The organism is Luteolibacter arcticus, from assembly GCF_025950235.1.
GTDB lineage: Bacteria > Verrucomicrobiota > Verrucomicrobiia > Verrucomicrobiales > Akkermansiaceae > Haloferula > Haloferula arctica.
In genome coordinates, this window is sequence record NZ_JAPDDT010000008.1 from 151261 (window position 1) to 171008 (window position 19748).

Genomic DNA, 19748 nt, shown 5'->3' on the forward strand with positions numbered 1-19748 from the left:
TCAGCCCCGCTGGCGAGTAGCCGCTGGTGCACTTCGCTTGCGGGCCAGCAGGTGACTCATTGAGGGCTGTTACCGGCCCTGTTGCATTTGATCGCGGAGGCGGATTACCGCCTCCGCGATTTTGGCAAATCGCCCGGTCAAGGAGAACCGATGGCAAGAGCTGCTCAAGCCCGCGTTCTCTCTCCGAGACGGCCTTGGCGCTGTGATCCATCGGGATAGCGGCGTCCGGCCTGCCGCGGATCTACTGAGAGGCAATCTGGGGGAACTCCATCCCTCCGCGAAGTGGGAGCGATGGCGTCCGAATTCACCCAAGGCAGGGCGTCCTCAATGACGACACCCCACCGCCATCATGCGATGAGGGTGGAGGTCGAGAAGCTGGCAGCGAGTATTGGCTTTTGAAATCCTGAATAATTCTGCTCCTGCTGAAGTATCCCTCGGTGATGAGATTTCCGGCCGTTTCGCTTTTGCTTCTAGTCGCCGCGAGAATGAGCGGAGCCGAAATTCTCACGAGCCCGATCGCTAAAGAAGACCTCGACGCCGCCGCCTTCGCCGAATGGAGCAATGGCAAGGAAGCCCCGATTGATTCAACCGGCGGACAGCAAAAGATTCTCTGGACCGCTTCCACCGCAGCCGATTGGGGCGGGATCTCCTTCGGGGAGAATAAGGTTCCCGGCGTCCGCCACCTGCGGCTTGCGTGGAAAACTGCCGTCCCGACGGGTACCGTCCTTGTCCGTGGCGGCGGCACGCTTGGCGTCCTGAAGCCGGACGCGACCTATCCCGGCAATCTGGCGGACGATTCCCAATGGCTGTCCGCCCAGCGCATTTCCGGAAACGAGATCACAGCCTCGGAGGTTGGCTACGAAGAATATGCCGCTTGGATTCTCCCCCCCGGCACCACCGCCCGAGCACTCCGCTTCACTCATAATGCCGCTTCGAGCGATCCCAAATACGAGGGCCGGCTCGGCGGCGCGCTCGTCCTTGCGGAACGCTTTGCTAACGTTGCTCCACAAGCCATCGCTTCAGCCAGCGCCATGGATGAAAAGGCGACACTCATTAACAACAGCCTCAACGACAAGATGTGGGAGACCTGGCGCAACGGCGAGGACGGGGCTGCCCAAGTGATCTCCCAAGAGCAACCCGAATGGCTCCAGCTCACCTGGCCGGAGAAGATCCCGCTTGCCGCCATCGGCACCTGCTGGACGGGCTTCGCTGCGGCAGATCTCCAGATCTACGCCGGTCCGGAAAACCGGCATCCGCGAGAAGCCGCGGACTCCGATTGGAAGACCCTTACTACCCGCAACGACCTCCGCAGCGGTTACCCCCGGGAGCTGGCCCCGGAGTGGTTCCCTCATACCGGGACAAAGACCCGTGCCATCCGCCTCCGCATCACGGCACCGCTCAAGGAAAACCACGATCATCTCCGCAATCCCATCAAAGGTGGACGTGGCGTCTGGGTCGGAGAAATTCTCGCCCTCCAGGCCCTTGGAAGCGCGCCTCTTTCCGACGCCCTTCCCGCGGTGGAAAAGACATTGCACCCGCCCATCGCAGTCAAGTTCACCCTGCCGGAGGCGGGCCGCGTCACCTTGGTCATCGAGGATGCCTCCGGCCAACGCGTTCGCAACCTCATTGCGGACACCCCTTTTCCCGCCGGGGAAAACACCGCCTGGTGGGATGGCACTGACGACCTCGGGCGCGACCTCGAAACCGCCCGCCACGGGATCTACCACATCCCCCAGCAATTCGTCGCACCCGGCGACTACCGTGTCCGTGGCCTCTGGAAAAAGGACATCGATCTCACCTACGAATTCTCTGTCTATAATGCCGGCAAGCCACCCTGGACCACCGCCGACACCACCGGGGGCTGGATGACCAACCACACCCCGCCTACCAGCGCCACCTTCGTCCCTGCGGAAAAGTCGCCGGATGGTAAGCCGCGCCTCTACCTGGGAGCACACGTCGCCGAGGGCGGTCATGGTCTCCAATGGGTCACGCCTGACGGCACCAAAATCGGCGGTCAGGGCTGGATCGGCGGCAACTGGACCGGCGCTCAAACCCTGGCCACCGACTACGGGAAAAACGGCATCGCGACCGACATCTGCTACGCCGCCAGCATCTGGGAAGGCGAGTTGCGCATCACCGCAAAAACTCCAGAGAAAGACCGCACCGTCATCAAGGAACTGCTCGGTGAGGACAAGTTCGTACACGGCCAGAGCCGCCATGAAGGCGTCCCTGTTCTCAAAGGATTCGATGGCGGTGAGCGCCGCTTCGTCCTCGCGGGCATCGCCGCGCACGATGGCATCATCGCCGCCTCCCTCGTCCGTCAAAACGAGATCGTCTTCGTCGATGCCAGGGAAGGGAAGATCCTCTCACGCGTACCTTGCGAAAACCCGCGCGGCGTCGCCTTCGATTCCTCTAACAGACTCCTCGTAATCTCGGGAAATTCCCTGATTCGCTACACCGTCGATAGCCTCCCGAAACACCCCGCTCTCTCCCAAACCGAAACCCTTGTCTCCCACCTCGAGGATCCCCACGGCCTCGCCCTCGATTTGGACGGAAATCTCTACGTCTCGGATCGCGGCCGGTCCCATCAGGTGAAAGTCTTCTCCCCGGAAGGGAAACTCGCCGCCGCCATCGGCAAGCCCGGCCCGCCCTCGGCCGGTCTCTACGACGATCTCCATCTCAACAACCCCGCCGGCCTCGCCATCGACAATATTGGCAACCTCTGGGTGACGGAAAACGATTACCAACCGAAGCGCGTGAGCGTCTGGAACCAGGGCGGCAACCTCCTGAAGGCCTTCTACGGCCCCACCGAATACGGCGGCGGCGGCACGCTCGATCCTGTCGATAGGAACCGCTTCTACTACCGCGGCATGGAGTTCGCACTCGATTGGGAAAAAGGCACCGACCGCCTGACCCGCGTGCTCTACCGACCAGATGCCACCAGCGGTGAATCCCACACCAACGGATTCCCCGAGCAGCCACTCCATGGCGAGGACGGCCAGCGATTCTTTACCAATTCCTACAACTCCAGCCCGACCAATGGAGCCCCGGTTGCCACTCTCTGGATCGAGGAGAACGGCATCGCCCGCCCTTGCAACGCCGCCGGCCGGGCCCGCGAGTGGGCTGCACTGCTGACTCCTGAATTCGCCAAGCTCTGGCCGGAAGGCACCAAGGCCGATGATGAGCGAACCCACGCCGCCTTCATCTGGAACGACCTCAACGGGGATGGAGAACCCTCTCCTAATGAAGTCGCCCTGCAGAAAGGGAACGTCGGCGGAGTCATCTTCCAGCCGGACCTGAGCATCACCTTTTCGCGCCTCGATGATACCGCGGTCCGTTTCTCGGCGACAAGGATCACCGCATCCAAGACACCTGCTTACGCTCTGGATTCCGCGGAGAGAATCTTTACCGGAGCCCAGTCGCCCCGCTCCTCCGGCGGCGACCAGCTCATCACCACGCCGGACGGACTCTCGGTCTCGACTGTTTCCCCCGAGCCTTTCGCCCCGGAATCCATCGGCGGTGGAAAGGACGGCAAAGTCACCTGGTCTTACCCGAATCTCTGGCCCGGCCTCCACGCCTCCCACGAATGCCCCGTGGCTTCCGAGCTGGGCATGATTCTCGGCACTACCCGTTTGTTAGGCCACTTCTTCAGTCCCGCGTCCGGTGAGGCCGGCCCGCTATTCGCGGTGAATGGCAACATGGGGAACGTGTATGTCTTCACCGCCGACGGCCTCTACGTCACGGAGCTTTTCCACGATGTCCGCACGGGGAAATCCTGGTCCATGCCCAGCGCCGAACGCGGCGCGAAGCTCAACGACCTATCGCTCCATGATGAGAATTTCTGGCCCTCCATCACCACCACTTCCGACGGGGAAATCTATCTCGTCGATGGCGGACGCACTTCGCTCGTCCGTGTCGACGGCCTTGATACCATCCGCCGGATCGCACCTTTCGATCTGAAAGTGACCGCGCCGGATCTGGAAAAATCAAGCTCCTGGCTCCTCGCCCGTGAGGCGGCCCGGCGCGCCGAACAAGGCAGTGAAACCCTCGACGTTCAAATATCCGAAGGGAAACCCGATTGGCAGAACGTCGCTTGGGCCTCCATCGACAAGCGCGGGGTCAAAGCCAATTTCAACAGCGACTCCAAGCCCTACGATGTCACCGCCGCCCTCTTCCTTGGACCGGAGCGACTTCACGCCGCCTTCCGCACCGGCGACAAGGAACTGCTGAAAAACTCCACTGAGACGCCGGGCGCGCCATTCAAAAACGGCGGCTGTCTGGACCTCATGTTAGCCTCCTCTCCTGAGGCCAATCCCAGCCGCAAGGATCCCGTGAAAGGTGACCTCCGCCTCCTTGTCACGCTCAGACCCGATGGCAAACCTCTCGCCTTGCTATACCGCCCTGTTGTCTCCGGAACCAAGGAGCCGGAGAAGTTCTCTTCGCCATGGCGCAGCATTTCCATCGACCGCGTAGACGACGTCTCCGCTCAGCTCGAATTTTCCGCCGATGGACAAGGCGGCTACGAGTTCAGCATCCCCAGGGAAATCCTGGGCCTGAAACACTTGAAAGCCGGCACCACCCTCGCCGGCGACCTCGGTATCCTCCGCGGCAACGGCTTCCAAACCACCCAGCGCATCTACTGGAGCAACAAATCCACCGCGATCACCAGCGATGTTCCCTCCGAAGCAATGCTAACGCCCAATCTCTGGGGGAAGTTCCGTTTCATCCACCCCTGATCCGTTTCCGGGCGCTGTCTTCGATGAACTGCCCGGACGATACTCAGTAGACCTCCTCAAGGGAGGGTAGGCCAGCATCTCCAGAGCATCAGGAACCTCGTGACCGTAGGTGAGAATGATCTCGTCGTTGAGCGATGTTTGAGGATCGAGATCTTGATAGAGCGGGCTCTCTTTCCTTTGCCCTCCGCCGTGGCTTTCAGATTCCCACCATGGCGTCAGGTCGTAGTCAGCGTCACGGTGCCATCCCGGAATCTGCGGTAGAGCCGAAGGAGGCTTGCCACCCCGCCTAGACGTTTTGTGGGTCGCTTCTGGGAATCAGGGCTACCTTTTTTCTGGGTCATGGCGCAGTGGGCGTGGTCTGTGGCGGACGCCCCGATGCTGACGAGACGCCGGCAACTGCGACGAAAGCTTTGGCTGCTGCGCTGCGATCATCGTCGGCAACCTGATCGACCCGGCGAAGCTCGACACCCTGAAGGGCGATCGGGCGGCCAACACGAGATTGCGGAAGGTTGCCTACTGGCTTGAGATCGCGCGGAGGGATGGCAAGGAGGCAGGCTAGGTGATCGACGCGGCACAATTTTGCATGGGATACGCCGGCACCGCCAGAGCCCGCGAGGACAAGGAGGCATTGCTTCGCAACCTGACCATCTTGGAGCGGCTGGGATGCCTCACAGACGACGGCATGGCCCAGCTCCGCACTGGGCGCGCCCCGACCATCACCCGCGGTCCCTATGCCGGGGATATCGCCAGCGTGGATCACATCATCCCCCGATCGGTTGCCCCGGAACTCGACGAGAGGCTCTACAACCTCGAATTCATGCCCTCGAAGCTGAACATGCGGAAAAGCGATGGCATCGGGCAGCGGCAGAAGGCTCTGGCGCGGGAATGGGCAGGGCAAGGCTTGCTGAGCGCGGAGACTGCAGCTCGAATAGCGGCAATGTAATCGTCTGGCCGACCATGCATCCACCCGTTCTCTTCCTCGATATCGATGGCGTGCTCATCGCCTTTCCCGAAGGAGAGCCGACCGCTCCTCAGTTCACGCCGCAGTGCGTCGAGGCGCTGAAGGTCGTGATCGCCGCAGTGCCCCGCCTGCAGATCGTCTTCAGCACCACCTGGCGCTTGGGTGAGCACGTGAACCGGCTTCATTCGGAATGGCTGGCGCATCGGCTTCCGATTGCCATTACTCGCGACGGCACGCCCGACACCAGGGAAGATCCATCGGTGCCCCGGATCCATCGACGCGGCCGAGAGATCGAAGCTTGGTTGGCTGCTCATCCTGGTGTCAGCCGATGGGCCGTGATCGACGACGATCGACTGGCCATCGAGCCTATCCTCTCCGCAACGAGATGCGTTTTCACGGATCCGGCCCGCGGCATGGATACCGGACATGCCGAGCGGCTCATCGCCATCCTCTGCTAGATTTCTTTCCGGAGGCCCGGCATACTCCGGCCATGGACTTCGACGCTGCCATTTCCGCCCTTCCCTGGCGCCGGCGCGTCGTTCTACGGAAACTCGCGGAAGAAGGTGCGACTTACCCCGAGGCCGCGGCCGCAGCCGGCGTCACTCGCCAAGCGGTCCTATTGTGGCGCGGGAGCGATGCCGATTTCGATGCCCTCGTTCGAGAAGCGCGAACGATGGGTGCCGAGAAGCGGACCCAACTACTTTGGCTCCGGCATCCGTTCCGTGGTCGCCGGCCGCCGACCGGGAAGGGACACGGAGGGAAGCCGAGGTTCAGCTTTGGAAGATAGCAGGCAGAGCGCAGGTAAAGCATTGTGATTTCTGCTGCCTCCTTTTTTGGATCGATCCCAAGACCGTCGGTGATCAGAAGTCCGGTATGAGAGAGACGCCGTCACCGGAAACAAACGGATCACCCTCCGGGGTCTTGAAGCCCGGGATCATGCTCGTGGGTATCACCAAGGAGAAGCCCTCCGATTGGGCGAATCATCCCGATCCGTGCTACCGGAATCTAGCGTCGAAATCGAAGCCGAAATCCCGGACGCAGGGGTAGATGCTCTGTGGGATCTTCCCGAGCGATTCAACGGAAGCGAGGCAATCAACCATGTCGATGCCGCACGCACTCTTCGCTTGTCGTGCTTCGCATCCTTGAGAGCCACGTGGCGGCGAAGAGGAAGGCTGGTCGGTGTTTCGGGATAAGGCTGCGCGGCCCGATTGAACGATCATCGGACAATTGCCTAACATGTATTAGGTAGATTCCCCCTGGTGCCGGTGCGTCAATTTCGTCATGCGACGAAATTGAACCGATGATGCGATGGAAAGTTCTTGGCAAGGCGAACTCCTTCGGTAGCAAGTCACGCTCGTTCTGCGCATGTCCATGTTAGTGGATTGATGCGCCTGAGCCTCCAAAAACCTCCGTTCCATGAAGAGACGCCCATTCACATTGCCCGGAAGCATTGCATTGATCGTTGCGGCACAATGCGTTTCTTCAGTTTCGTGGGGAGAGATCGAGGCCCCGGTCTTCAGTCCTTCGCCCGGTGACTTCTCGGTGGGGCTCGACGTGGCGATCACTGCGCCGACTCCGGGGTCGGAGGTCCATTACACGTTGAATGGCGCGGAGCCGACGCGTTTCGATCCGGTCATCGTTTCGGGCAGTGCGATTCGGATCAGCAGGACATCGAATCTGAAAGCGAAAGCCTGGGTCGGGGTGGATCCGAGCAACGTGTCCGAGTCGACATTCCGGATTACCGGCTCGATTTCGTGCGGCTATCAGCATGGGCTGGCCATGAGCGTCGCGGGACGGCTTTGGTCGTGGGGCGAGCAGGGGAGCGGCAGGTTGGGCAACGCGAACACCGCGAGTGCCGATGTCGTTTCGCCGGCGCAAGTGCTTCTGAACCAGACTCCGGTCTATTTCGACATGGGGTCCCGGATTGCTGCAGGATATGACCATTCGGTTGCGTTGGATCAACAGGGAAACGTCTGGGCATTCGGAGAAAATGGCGACGGCCAGTTGGGGAACAACGCCACGGCGGACAGTGGCTTGCCGGTCCGCGTGCTGGAAAGCACGACCGCCGGAGATTATCTTGAGGGCTGTGTCGGAATTGACGTAGGACAGATTTTCTCGGTGGCCCTTCTATCTTCGGGCATTCCCGTGGCTTGGGGCTCGCAGGCGTCAGGAAGGCTGGGCAACGGCGTCACCAGCTCGAATGCACGCAAGTATGCGGCGGTCGTCATGAACGGGGATGTTGCCGGCTACCCCGCATTGAGCGGCATTCGTCAGGTTGATGCCGGCTACGGACACGCCATGGCGCGCGAGCCGAATGCCGTTGAAGCGGCGGGCGGTCTCGGACGGGTGTGGGTGTGGGGCCGGAATCATGTCGGGCAGTTGGGCCGTGGTGACACAAATCAGATCTCCCGTGCCTATCCCATGCTTTTGGCGGCCAACACTGTTTTGACCGACGCGATCGATGCCTCGGGCGGAGGGGCGCACACCTCCGTGGTGCGCTGGAAGGACGGGGATTCGAATCTCGAAGGCACGGTCTGGTCGTGTGGCTCACGGGAGTTCGGGCGCCTGGGCAATGGATCGACTTCCAGCGGTGATGTCCTCTATCCGGTGAAGGCCAAGAAAGTCGGCAACACCGACCTCACCGGCGTGGTGCAGGTTTCGGCGGGGCCTTCCCATACCCTTGCGGTGGACCGGCAGGGTCACGTTTGGGCTTGGGGCAACAATCAGTACGGGCAGTTGGGCGACGGGACCATCACTCACAGCGGCTATGCACTGATGGTGAAAAACACGGCTGGAACCGGAGTTCTTGAGAACATTGTCATGGTCTCCGCGGGTGGCGAGAGCACCTCCGGACGGAGCATGGCGCTGGCAGCGGACGGCACCATCTACGTGTGGGGTCGGAATGACGACGGGCAATTGGGCAACGGGCAGACGGCCAACGCTACGACGCTCCCCATGGCCCACACTCATAACAACGTCAGCGAGGGCGCGCCTTCGCTTGCGATGGAAGTTGAAGTCACGGCTCCGAATTCTCCGGGCAAGGCGGTGGTGGATTTCGCTCCCGCCCATTCGGCCCCCGGCGGAGTGGGCAATATCGATCATGTCGTCGCCTATCTGGACGGTGCCGTCGCGGGCACGCTCAGCGGGCCTCCGTGGACGGTTTCCGTCGACTCACTGGGTTACGGCAGTCATCAGGTCTATGGCATCGCCACGGACAACGAGGGCAATACCGCCATGTCGCCCTCGGTGAGATTCACCATCGGTGACTTGACCGGGGACCCGAGCATGGATGAGGACGGCGATGGCCTGACCAATGCACGGGAGCTGCAATTGAACTCAGATCCCAACGACGACGACTCCGATGACGACGGCATGGAGGACGGCTTCGAAGAGGCCTACTTCACGCCTCAAGCCATCATGGATCCTGGCACGCAGCTTCCGCAGTATGGACCGGCCGGAAATCTGGACGGGGACTCGATGAACAACCTGGATGAGTGCGATGCGGGCACCTTGCCTAACAACTACAACGAGCAATTCTCGATCACCACGGCCCAGGCACGTTGGTTTGGTGTGAAAGGCACCTACTATCAGCTCCAATGGGCTCCATTCCTCTTCGGGCCATGGAAAGGGTTTGAACCGTTCCGTGTAGGAGCAAACGCTTGGATCGAGATCAAGATGGATGATCTCTATTACACCAGGACAGGGTACTGGAGGATGGAGTACTTTTCGCTGCACGATGACGTGACGTGGGATGACGACTGGGACGGGGACGGGATGGAGACCTGGTGGGAGATCGACCATGGCTTCGCCTACGGCCCGCCCGACGGCTTGACCACCATCAACGGTGCCGGTGGCGACCCGGACGGCGACGGACTCACGAATATCCAAGAATGGAACCTACGGGCACAGGGCTTCAGCCCGAGGATGCGGGATTCGGATGGCGACGGCTACTCGGACTCGATCGCACTGGGCCTCGCCGGATACTGGAAGCTTGATGATGGAAGTGGTGTCAACGCAATCGACTCATCCGGCCTCTATCGGAATGCATTGCTCGTGCCCGCGCCGGGTAACGGTGGTGCTCCTGACTTGTCGACAGAGGTGGGCATGCGCTCCGGGGCACTTTCCTTTGTTGCATCCGACGACGCCCACCTGAGCATTCCCGATGGATCATTGACGCCCGTCCTGGATGGCACGACCGACGCGACGGTCAGTCTCTGGTTCACCAGCACCGCGCCGATTTCCGCCGGTTACTCGCGGGCACTTTTGAGCGCCACCGGCGCGGGCAATCTGCCCACCTGGACGATCACCTTGGAAAGATTGGTGGGCGGGCAACTCCTGCTGAAAAGCACTGCGCCCGGCGGGTCGGGCGAGTGGCCGCTTGCCTGGCCGGTCGATGCTGCTTCCGGCGACTGGCACCATGTCGTCGTCGTGCGCCATGCGGGTGGCTACCGGGCGCGCCTCGATGGGATCTCGTTGGACGACGCCTCGGTGACGACGGCTCTCGGCGCCCTTGATGTCACAAGCCTCTGCCTCGGACGGGCCCATGACGGCGCGGGGAGCTTCATTGCCGGATCGGGCTGGCTCGGGGCGATGGATGAAGTTCGAATCTATCGGCGCGCCATCGAGAGCGCCTACCTCAATGACCTGTTCGCCCCGAATGACAGCGACCGCGACGGTCTTCCCGATCTTTGGGAAAACAAGTGGTTCGGGAATCTTTCCCAGACTGGCTCGGATGACAGTGACCTCGACGGGGTAAACAATTTCGCCGAGTTCATGGCGGGGAGTCCGCCGGGCGATTTCTACAACGGGCAGATCCCGACCGTGACCGTGATCGAGGGCGCTCCCCAAGAAGTCGTCCGTGGCGATGTGTCGCGGAAGATCGTCTTCGAAGTGACGGTGCCTTCGAAAACCCACCCTTATCCGGCACGGGACCGGGTCGCGGGTGCGCCCGTCTCGCTCAAGGCACTCGCGGTCACGGCAAACGTCAAGCCAGGCAGGCTGTCCGAGGATCCGGAGGGAGCCGATTCGACGAGCCGCAAGATCCTCACCACCGGCTCGGATGGACGGGTCACGGTCTATTTCATCGCCCCTCGCTAGAATCTAACAGGAATTTCACATGAAGCGGAAAATTCATCTTGCGATCGCTGTTGCGGCATCATGTTGCGGAGCGCTGGTCTGCGCGCTCCCGGACGAATCCCACAAGGTCGAGGCGACGGTTACCGATCCGAACCAGCCGGGCGGAAGCCCTGGCCAGCCTCCCTCTGCCAACGCGGCGATGTTGGTGGTGGAGGACTTCGATCGCGACGGGGTCTCCAACACCGCGGAGGACTTGGACAACAGCGGGACTTACAACACCGGGGACCGGAGCAACTTCAAGAACGCGGATACCGACGGCGACGGTCTGAATGATCTGGTGGACCCGGTGCCATTGGTCAATCACTTCAGGGATCGGGCCGACTACTACGCCCTGCCGCAAGGAGTCCGAGACAGGTACGCTCCGACCGCTGCCCGAGCCGGGCAGGGTATTGCCGGTGGCAAACCACAGGGAGGCTATTTCGACTTCTCGACCTACGAGACCGTGGCGAGCGGGGAAAAGCACGCCTCAGTGCTCGATGACTACTTGCTATCGAACGGTAACGGAACGTTTTACCACGAGAGGCCGAACTCGAGGAGTGCCGTCCAGCACGTGATCAATGCTTCCAGCTCACCTACGGTGGCCAGCGTCGGTCAGATTTCGACCCGCCTGGTCAAAGGGACTGGGAGCTTGGCGGCAAATTCCCTCAATCAATACTATCAGGGACTGACAGCGGGAAGCAAGGGGCTCCTGAGTGTCACCAAGGGTAACGGCCTCCTCACCGGGGCCGGCGCCGAGAACCTGAAGCATGACCTTTACGTTCCATTCAATGCGTTGTTCCTATCGGCCAGTGTCAAGGTCACGGGAAGCCTGAGCACGGGGACGAAGGCCTATATCGCTTCGAACAGGATCTGGGGCAGCGGTGGGAACGGGATGGGAGTTTTGGATATCCAGGTGTACCGCCGGACCAGTCCGGATCCGGCGTTGCGAGTGCCGGTCTTACAGGTGCGTTACGGTTCCAATCCCACATCGGCAGTAGTCGTCCGGGAATGGAAGTATCCTGAGTCTGTCGGAGATTGGCATGATGTTGTCGTCGACTTGTCGGGCAACAACGATGCTGCAGCTTCTTGCTGGATTGATGGGAAACTTGCCGACAAGACCGACAATGCCGATGTCGCGACAGGGACGCAGATTACGAATAGTGACACGGCTGGTCAGTACCGGCATATATTCTTCGGTTCCACGTTCTCAAGCGTGAACATCGCGCCATCGATCGATCAATATTACCTTGGTTCGGGATGGGTGATCGATCCCGGCGTGTCGGTCAATCTGGACCGGATTTTCATCGGGAACCGTGCTTCTCTGACGGCAGCGGATCGCAGCGGATTTATCAATCCGGATACGGATGGCGATGGGGCTTATGACCGGGAGGAGGGTAACACGGCCCGATTCCACTATTCCGACGATCCGGATTTCGATGGCCTGAAGACCGTCGACGAATTGGCCGGATATCTCATCGGCGGCCAACTGCGGAAGCCATCTCCCAGCAGGTTCGACACGGATAGCGACGGCTTTGGTGACCGGTGGGAAGTAGAGAATCTCTTCAACCCCTTGGACGAGGCCGAACCGTCGCAACTCGGCGACCTCGATGACGATGACGTCTCGAACTACCTGGAGCACTTGTACGGCACCAATCCCCGCGACCCGGCCGACCGGCCCAAGGATCCCCTGCCGAGCGGACTCCTGCTGGGACAGGGAGTTCATGCCAATCCCAACACATGGTTCCAAGGATTCGCAGGAGAGCCCATGGCCGGCATCGCCGGACTTGGCCAGCTCGGCTCATTCTCAAGCTCGCCTCCGCCACCGGAAACGCCATCCACGGTCAAGCTCTGGCTGGGAGATCCATCAGGCTCCCGCAGCGAACGCTGGCTCCTGGACTTCGGCGGCGACGTTGGCATCGTGAACGACTCGAACCCTGTCCACCACTCGCTGGGAGGTCCCGAGAGCATCCTCAATTGGGACCAACTCCCGAACATGGAGGTGCTGCCTTCCCGGGAGCAGTGGCACATGATCAGCCTCTCTCACCGAGGGTCCCTGCCGGTGCCCGGATCGGATCCGAATTCAACCTACAACATCCCGGACTTCGACTATGCCGCGCGCGTCGACGTCAGTCCGGAGTCCTGGGTCCTCTATGATCCTCCGATGGGGGGCGGCGCTCCGTCAGATCAATTGCTCAATCATCCTCCGCCATTGGGGGGAACGCCATCCCTGGAAACCCACTCGAACGCTGGCGAGAATGCGGATACCGAGTTCTGGCGGAAGAGAGCCTATCTTATCCCGATCGAGAAGAGCTCGTCATCAAGTCTCTCGGTATCCCTGTCGGGCAGTGATGCCGCCGGTCCGCGCTACCGGAAGATCGACCTCAGCGGACGCCCTCTGGCCGATGAAAAGCCCGAAACGAGCGAGGAAACGGACACGAAGGCTGAAGAGACCTTTGTCGATGCCTTTGACCTGTCGCTGCGGCACGACACGTCGTTTGTCTCGCTGCCACTGGCGGCCACCGATCTCGTGATCGAGGCAAATGCCTCGCTGACTGAAACCACCTGGGATGAAAGATCGGGCATCCGTCCCTACGAGTCGCTGACGAATCCGTTTGGCGTTTGCTGGAGATCCAATCTGTGCAGCTACATCGAGGTGGTCGAGGAGGTCAACGGAAGCGGAACCGACCCGGTTTCGATCAATGTGATCGATGAACAGGGGTCTCCCCAGCGATTCACCACGGATGGAAAGGGAAGCTTCTTCCCCTGGCCATCCTCGAGGAGCGACAAGAAGAGCTTCGAGAACACGCTCACGCTCAATTCGAATACTTTCGTATTCCGGAAGAAGTACGGAAACACCCTGACCTTCCGCAAGTGCGTGGCCTGGCACATGTATCCCGGGAATCGCCTCGATCCTGGCGACAGCGGCAGGAAGCATACCTACTATCGCCTGGAGCAGGTGGTCGACCGGTACGGTAGCCGGCTTCTTTACGATTACGGTCTTCCGATCACCTTGGTGAACAAGGTTTCACTGATCCCGCTGAAGATCTCCAGCCCCGACCGTCCCGGCCAGCTGATCGAGATCACCCGGAGCACCGACGGCCGCCGGGTCGAACTCCTCCGCGACGGGGAGAACCGCGCCGTCGACTTCCACTACGCGGACATCGAGTATCGGGAACTCGGCGCTTCCCTCGCGAAGGGAGCAAGCGCCCCGGGTGAAACGGCGGGAACGATCAATAACCAGTCGAAAAAGCTCACGTCGATCACCTATCCCGACGGCACCACCCAGTCCTTCGGATACCAGGTGTTCGCGGAGATGGAGGAGGAGATCCCAGACCGGACCAAGCCGGCCGAACGGACGTTCACCAGGCATTTCCATACCAACGTGACAAGCATGACGGACAAGCAGGGGGCAACCCATGGCTTCACCTACGAGCCGAATATCTACACGACCTTCTATCGCAATTCCGACAAGGCGAGCGGCTTCTATATCCCTGGCACTGACATCGACGGCCTCCCGGAAGATGCCAAGGACTATGTGAACGCATACCTCGACTCACTCAACGAGGGAGTCGAAGCCGGCGGCGGTCCGTTCAACCCCAATCAACGGGTCTATGGACTTCCACGGCTGCTGTCCCAAGTCCAGCGGCCGGGCGTCTCCACCCCTACGGTCTTCACCGGCGTCGGCCGGAGTTTCCAGATCACCCTTGATGGTGCCGGCAAGCCCGTGGTCACGGCCAGTATCGCGACCCAGGTGACTGATGGCGCATTGGGCAAGACCTACTACACCTTCCCCGGTGTCGCGGCCGAGATTGTCGATTGGGACGTCAGCGGCACCGCCGACTCGGGAAGCATCGGGATCGAGTGGATGGTGTATTATACCGGGATGGAGATCGCCTTCGGGGCGGCCGCACCGGGGCAAACGGGCTACCTTGGCAAGGAGTCCTTCACCTTTGATCTCGGATCGGGACTGTCGCTGAAGACCGCCACCGATGTCTACGGCGCCACCACGGAATGGTTCTATGAGGCCCCCCAGCCGGTCAGTTTCCTGCCGGTCCAACCGAAGGGCATGCCGAACCTGATGACCGCGTGGTCGGATCCGACTTCGAAGCTGGATGCGCTGGGACGTCGCGAGAGCTACGTCTACGAAGGGGACTACCGGACCCTGACGATCTCGGATGACGTCCACAACGTCCGGACCGAGACCATGGTCGATGGACTGGGCCGACGGACCGGAGTGACGGTCAGCCAGAATGACACCGGCGCGTTGCTCAGCAGTGAATCGTTCCACTACGAGCATCCCCAGTTCAAGGCCTTCATGACCAAGCGGGTGGTCCGGGCCTTCCAGAAGGAGCGGGATTGGGTGGACGACATCGTGACGGTTTATCAGCCCGATGCCCTCGGCCGGGTATGGAAGGAAACGCTGGATCCCAAGGGACTCGCGATCACGACGACCTACACCTACGACATTTCAAACCGCAAGACCTCGACGAAGGATCCGATGGGCAATGTCACGTCGTTCCAATATGACGTGATGGGAAATGTGGTGAAGGCGAACTACCCGGCGACCTTGACCGTTGATGGCCTCAGGTCTTGCTCGACGATTCTGCGGTACGACAAGAATGGCAACAAGGCAGTGTCCATCGACGAGAATGGAAACGCCACCATCTGGGTGCGTGACCAGCTCCAGCGGGTCATCCACGAGATCCGGGACATGGATGGGCAGGGGATACCCACGTCCGCCTTGGGCAGTCCCGTGACGATCGCGCCCTCGTATGCCTCCAGCCACATCACGGGAAGCGGGGCCGCCGCCGATCTTGTCAGCACGATGGTTTACAACGGCGTCGGTAGCCAGGTGATGGCGGTGGATCCCCGTGGGATTGCGACGGTCACCGCGGTGGATGGACTTCAGCGTCCCACCGCGACGTTTTCGGGAGTTCCTGGCATGGCCAGGAGCGGAACGAACGGAGTTGCTCCTTTGGTCCCGTCGGTCGGCACCTTGACGGGTGACGCCCAGGCATCGGATTCGGTAACGCACACCGACATGTACTATGCCACGCCAGGGGCGAACGGAAAGGTCACGCTCGGGGATCTGCTGGTTCCCACCCCGCTGCTCTCGGCACCGGCTGTGAACGTGGCACCGGGCAGCTTCACCTACGGCGGAAGCAGCGTGTTTGATTCCGATGGTTTCCGGCCGCTCAAGACGATCAGCCGTGATGTCGTTCTTGGCAGCGACGGTACCACCATCGACCTGGTGTCGTATGCTCACTACGACGCCGCGCACCGTCTGCTCTTCGTCCTCGAGCAGTTCCAAGGGCCGGACATCAGTTCGAATCCTGACGACTTCTCCCTCAAGAAGCAGAGCTACAGCTCGGTCAGCAGCGAGAAAGAGGCGCGGGTGACCACCACTTCCGATTCCAAGGGCCGCATTACCACGGCCGAGATGGACGGCCTGCAGCGGCTGGTCCGGGTGACGGATAGCCCATGGAAGACCACGGCTGGCGAGCAAGGCAGGATCACCGAGACCTACTTTACCAGCACCGGCTTGAAATACCTGGTGGTGGACGCGCTGGAGCGCCCGGTCGAGACGGACTACGACAGCGCCGGCCGGCCCGTGAAGGTCTGGCTGTCGATCTCGGGCGATCCGAAGAATGGCGTGCCGGAGCCGGATGTGGAGGACCCAGCCATCGACCGGCTCGGCGGGATGTCTCCCAAGACGACCACGGAGTATGACAAGAACGGCAACGTGGTGGCGACGACCAATGCCCTGGAGCAACGCTGGGAATACCAGTATGATCCGCGGAACCGCAAGACCTGCGAGATCCTCCCCGCGGTCATCGATGCCCGCGATCCCAACGACCCCGTGCCGGACTCGAATCCCTACAAGTGCACGCGCTATGATGGGGTTGGCAATGTCACCTTCACCCGCGATGAACGCAAGAAGGGTGCCTGGACGTACTTTGACCGCGCGAATCGAGCCATCCGGACCCGGGTGAATCCGGTCACGGGAATTCCATCGATGGTCTACGCCCTGCCAAACCAGCACGACATCACGACGGACATGACGTACGATGCTGGCGGCCTCGTCACGAGTGCCAAGGATGGCAACGGCAACATCACCCGCAATGCCTACGACGCCCTCGGTCGTCTTATCCATACCATCACCGATCCCTTGAATGTGGATCCGCCGGACCCCGGCTCGGGCACCTTCAATCCCGCGAGCTATCAGCAGCCTGGGTCCACCATCATGCTGGTTTCCAACCGCTATGACGACTCCGGCAATCTGGTCCAGGTGAAGGATGGCCGGGGAGCGGTCACCCAGTTCCGCTACGACGGGAAGGGGCGCAAGCGGATGACCATCTGGGATCCAGGCACGCTGGCGGTCAAGTACGAGGCATGGGTTTACGATGCCCTCGGGCTGAGGATCCGCTATGATGCGATCGGCAATGGACCGCTCGGCACATCCGGCCGGAAAACGGTCTTCGGATACGACGGCCATCACCTGCTGAGGACCGTTGATTACTTCGTCGCCTCGGGGAGCGACGGCAGCACTCATCCGGACAATCGTGAACTCGGCTACGACCGGCTTGGGAAGCTACTGACCGTGAGCTATCCGGACGATCCGACCAACGGCGCCTTGCGCTATGTGCGGCAGCAGTACGATAATCTGGATCGCCTGATCCGCGAGAAGTCCGCCACGGTTACTCACGCGTATGAGTACGACAAGGCAGGCAACCGGACGCGAACGATCTATGGAGGAACGGGCCGGACGCTCGTCTCGACCTATGACGCGCTGAGCCGCCTGGACACACTTGCCGACGGCACAATGCTGACCCGCTACCGCTACGACCGCGGGGGCAAGGTCACGCGGAAGGAACTGCCGAACCAGGTCTGGACCGACACGACGTATGACTTCCAGGGGAGAGCGCTGACCATCACCGAGAAAAAGGGCGGCGCCATTCTGTCTAGATTCGATTACTCCCAGCCGGTCGCCCCGTGGCCCAGCTCTTATGACGGCATGGGCAATGTTCTTCAGATTGTGGAGGACTACTCCATGCCGGAGGTCCCCGATCGTACTGTCCAGAACAGCTACGACCGCTGCTCCCGCCTCACCGGCGAGGCCAGGATCGTGGTCACGGTGAACTCTTCCCAGGACGTCACCACGAACTCGAACTGGACCTTATACCAGTACGATGCGGGGAACAACCGCACGATGATGGCGAAGTCGTTCTCAACGAGGACGGTGTACTCAGACGGGAGCGAATCGCAAGGTGGCTCGGAGAGCGTGCCGAACTACTACCACTACGGCAACGGCTCGAACGGCTACAATTCCAACCAGTTGATTTCCACGGGCTCGATGCCGGATGGCTCGGAACCCGATGTCTCCTACGCCTACGACGCCAATGGCAACAGGACCGGGGTCTATACCGGGACCGTGGGGGCTACCTTGCTCCAGTCCCTGACCTTCGACGGCGACAACAGGCTGGTGCAGACGGTCACTTATGAAGGGACCCCCAAGTCCTACCTCTACTCCTACGATCACCGGACAAGGCGGGTGATCCGGAACGAGTCTCCCGGTGGAGACGCCACGGTGCTCTCGTTCAGTGGCGCGACCTCGGTGCAGGAATGGGTGGGAGGCACGATCGGGGCCCAACTCATTCGCGGCAGCGACTGGGGTGGCGGTGTCGGCGGCGTGCTCTACACGGTCCGCGGTACCTCCTTTGCGGCGAAGGCCTACAACAGCCGTGGCGATGTGGTCAGCCAGACGACTGGCGGCGGCGTGGTCAATTGGCAGGCTGCCTATGAGGCCTTTGGAACTCACAAGGTCCAGAGCAATCCCGCTGCGAATCCCGACCGCCAACGTGCGAACACCAAGGAGGAGGATCCGACTGGACTGCTAAACGAAGGAAGCCGCTACCGCGATCTCGCCACAGGTGTCTTCATCACCAGGGATCCCGCCGGATTCGTGGATGGGCCGAATGTCTACACCTATGTAAATCAGAATCCTTGGAGCAAGTTCGATCCGGATGGTTTGGCATCGGTGTGGCACCACCGTCTTCCCCAAGAGTTTGAGAGGCAGTTCTTCCAATTGGGAATCAAGGTTCATGACGCCCAGTGGGGAACCTTCATCGGCACCAAGCATCACGACGCGATTCATGCAGGCCTTGGCAAGGGAGGTGACTACAATACGAGCTGGCGCAATTTCTTCAATACAGCCGGTCAAACAAGGGAATCGGCGCTGGCGCATCTTGCCAAGCTGGAAGGCAGTGAGCGTTTTGCCAAACATCTCAGTCATGCAGCCCCGGTTCTCGGTCGTCTGAACTATAGGCAGTATCACCAGCATCTGACAAAAGCGGAAAAGGGCCTCATGATCGGTGCATCCTTTGCCGCCAAGAAGTCAAAGGTGGCCATTGCGGCAATCAAGGCGGCGGGAAAAGCTGTGGGGAAGAAGTTGGGCAGCAAGGGTGCGAAACGCCTCATACCTTTTGTTCCATTGCTATTCCTTCCTGGTGAAGTTGAGGCGAGAGGAGTCGTCGGAGGGATTGGCAACACGCTCCTTGACGCTGCGCCGATCGTGGGGTGGAGCAAGCTGGGAGCGGAGGTGTTGAGTGGCGACGATCTCTTTCCCACCTTGGAAGAACAGCAGGCTCAGCGCGATATCGCCCATGCGGAGCAGGTCGCCGACATGATGCACAGGATTGCCTCGAAGAGGGAGTGGGATGCTATGCCTCGTGGCGTGCCCGAAAAGCAACCATTGGAGAAATATGAACACCTCTGGAAAAATAGCCCCTTCACATCCGGAGGGGGAGGGGAGAAATGAGTGTTGACGCCATGGGTCGCACCTGGCCATCGCGATGAATCTTCATCCCTGAGGCCCTCTTGAAGGAGCAGGTCCGGGAGTGTGACTTGCCCCTTGCTGATGCAATGGCGGGGTGCTA

Annotated in this window: 5 protein-coding genes; all 5 read left to right on the top strand. The window is 61.0% G+C overall.

What is annotated here, in order from left to right; genetic code table 11:
* Positions 1-485 precede the first annotated feature (485 nt).
* Positions 486-4736 carry a hypothetical protein gene (locus tag OKA05_RS18075; protein WP_264488584.1) on the top strand — a complete coding sequence of 1417 codons (4251 nt, stop codon included), beginning with the start codon at positions 486-488 and terminating at the stop codon, positions 4734-4736.
* Positions 4737-5319: 583 nt separating this feature from the next.
* The gene (locus tag OKA05_RS18080; RefSeq protein WP_264488585.1) at positions 5320-5679 is read left to right on the top strand and encodes a hypothetical protein; all 360 of its coding nucleotides are present in this window, start codon (positions 5320-5322) and stop codon (positions 5677-5679) included.
* A gap of 14 nt (positions 5680-5693) precedes the next feature.
* A complete protein-coding gene (locus tag OKA05_RS18085) occupies positions 5694-6155 on the top strand; it encodes an HAD domain-containing protein (protein ID WP_264488586.1) in 462 nt (153 codons plus the stop codon).
* Positions 6156-7113: 958 nt separating this feature from the next.
* Positions 7114-10794: a LamG-like jellyroll fold domain-containing protein gene (locus tag OKA05_RS18090; protein WP_264488587.1), complete on the top strand. Its 3681-nt coding sequence runs from the start codon at positions 7114-7116 to the stop codon at positions 10792-10794.
* A gap of 19 nt (positions 10795-10813) precedes the next feature.
* Positions 10814-19630: an RHS repeat-associated core domain-containing protein gene (locus OKA05_RS18095; protein WP_264488588.1), complete on the top strand. Its 8817-nt coding sequence runs from the start codon at positions 10814-10816 to the stop codon at positions 19628-19630.
* Positions 19631-19748: the final 118 nt, after the last annotated feature.

Excerpts from the sequence above, each read along its gene's own strand:
- OKA05_RS18075 (WP_264488584.1), top strand. The coding sequence starts at position 486 with ATGAGCGGAGCCGAAATTCTCACGAGCCCGATCGCTAAAGAAGACCTC.
- OKA05_RS18080 (WP_264488585.1), top strand. The coding sequence starts at position 5,320 with ATGGGATACGCCGGCACCGCCAGAGCCCGCGAGGACAAGGAGGCATTG.
- OKA05_RS18085 (WP_264488586.1), top strand. The coding sequence starts at position 5,694 with ATGCATCCACCCGTTCTCTTCCTCGATATCGATGGCGTGCTCATCGCC.
- OKA05_RS18090 (WP_264488587.1), top strand. The coding sequence starts at position 7,114 with ATGAAGAGACGCCCATTCACATTGCCCGGAAGCATTGCATTGATCGTT.
- OKA05_RS18095 (WP_264488588.1), top strand. The coding sequence starts at position 10,814 with ATGAAGCGGAAAATTCATCTTGCGATCGCTGTTGCGGCATCATGTTGC.